Source organism: Streptomyces sp. SID12501 (genome assembly GCF_010550245.1).
Classification (GTDB): Bacteria; Actinomycetota; Actinomycetes; order Streptomycetales; family Streptomycetaceae; genus Streptomyces.
The window spans coordinates 1-1663 of the sequence record NZ_JAAGLU010000095.1 but is presented as its reverse complement, the minus strand read 5'-3'; the positions used below and the strand labels follow the sequence as shown (position 1 = coordinate 1663).

Here is a 1663-nt window from a genome sequence, read left to right as displayed (position 1 = left end):
AGAAGCCGTATCTCAACCGATCATGGAACGTGCGGGTCGAACAGGGTTCCTGGTCGGGTGATCTTCCCGTTGTACGCGCGTAAAGACAGGGCCTCTCGGTAGCTCGGGGATGCGAATCTGACCGAGCAGTGCCGGGAGGCCCTGGTGTCGTTGTTGTACGCGTCCGAACCTGTTCAGTTCAACTCGGCTGCTCCATCGTGTGATTGCCTCGCGCATGTGTACGGCAACGCGGCCGACCATCCGGACCGGGAACGCCGGTATCCCTCCGACATGTCGGACGCGGAATGGGGGGCCGTCCGGCCTTTGCTGCCTGTGCCGGCCTGGCTCCAGGGCAGAGGCGGGCAGCCCGAGGGCTACTGCCACCGCCAGCTGCTGGACGCGATCCGCTACCTGGTCGCGGGCGGGATCTCCTGGCGGGCGATGCCCGCGGACTTCCCCTGCTGGAGCCGGGTCTACGCTTTTTTCCGCCGCTGGCGCGAGCACGGGCTGATCACAGAATTCCACGACCGGCTGCGCGGACGGGTGCGTGAGCGGGAGGGCCGTGAGGCGGAGCCGACGGCCGGGATCATCGACGCGCAGTCGGTGAAGGCCGCGGCCTCGGTGCCGTCCGTCTCACGCGGCTACGACGGCGGGAAGAAAGTGGGCGGACGCAAGCGGCACATCGTGACCGACTGCCTCGGCCTGCTCCTGGTCGTCGCGGTCACCGCCGCGAACATCGGCGACCGCGACGCCGCGACGGGTCTGCTGACGCGGCTGCGCCGCCTGCACCGCGACATCACCCTCGTCTGGGCCGACGGCGGCTACACCGGCCCCCTCGTCGACTGGTGCCGGCAGAAACTCGCGCTCACCCTTCAGATCGTCAAGCGCACCGACGACATGCAGGGGTTCGTGGTGCTGCCCAGGCGCTGGGTGGCAGAGCGCACGTTCGCGTGGCTGATGCATTCGCGCCGGCTGGCCCGGGACTACGAGACGTTGCCGGCCAGCAGCGAGGCAATGATCCGGTGGTCGATGGTCACGCGGATGACCCGGCGCCTGGCACGGCCACAGGCAGCCGGCCGGCGCTGAACATCCCCGACGTCTCCTGCACGAGCCACCCGCGCTCCGCCAGCCGCCTGGCCTTCGAGCGCACCCCCTCGACCTTCGCCGGTGTCGTCACCAGGCCGAGCTCCACCGTGATCTCCCTGGCCTTCAGCGGTCCCTGGCCCGCCGGCTGCCGCTCGTCGAGCACGCCCAGGATCCGCTGGTAGTCCGGCGCCAGCACCGTCACCGGCAATCCTTCGCGCCAAGGCGGCACGATCGAGCCCGGCACCGGCGCGGGCGAGGGCAGGGTTTTCTGCTCCGACTCGGCCCCGGTCACGGCGGTGGTCTCGGCAGCCGAGGCTGCCAGGGCCTCGACCAGCTCTTCCCGCGCGATCACCCGCCGATCCAGTTCGATCTCGGCGGCCTCCAACACCCCAGCCAACCGGGCGACTTCCTCCCGTAGTCCTTCCACCCGCACACGGGCAACTGTCTCCCGCTCCTCCAGCATTCCCAGCACCGACGCCATCGCGCACCCCTCGCTCACGGAGCGGAAACAAGACGCCGCATGCCTCCCTCACTACGAGCGAAACCATGCCTGACCAGCAGAGATCAAGCGATCATGTTCGGTTGAGATACGGCTTCT

Annotated in this window: 2 protein-coding genes; one reads left to right on the top strand and one right to left on the bottom strand. The window is 69.0% G+C overall.

Features of this window, described 5'->3' with window-relative positions; translation table 11 throughout:
• The first annotated feature begins 270 nt into the window (after window positions 1–270).
• Window positions 271–1065, top strand: coding sequence for an IS5 family transposase (locus G3I71_RS44535; RefSeq protein WP_164324549.1), 795 nt, complete (start codon window positions 271–273; stop codon window positions 1063–1065).
• Here G3I71_RS44535 and G3I71_RS44530 read toward each other — a convergent pair.
• Complete coding sequence (locus G3I71_RS44530; protein ID WP_239149745.1) at window positions 1013–1546, bottom strand: hypothetical protein; 534 nt, start codon at window positions 1544–1546, stop codon at window positions 1013–1015. The genes G3I71_RS44535 and G3I71_RS44530 overlap by 53 nt on opposite strands.
• Window positions 1547–1663: the final 117 nt, after the last annotated feature.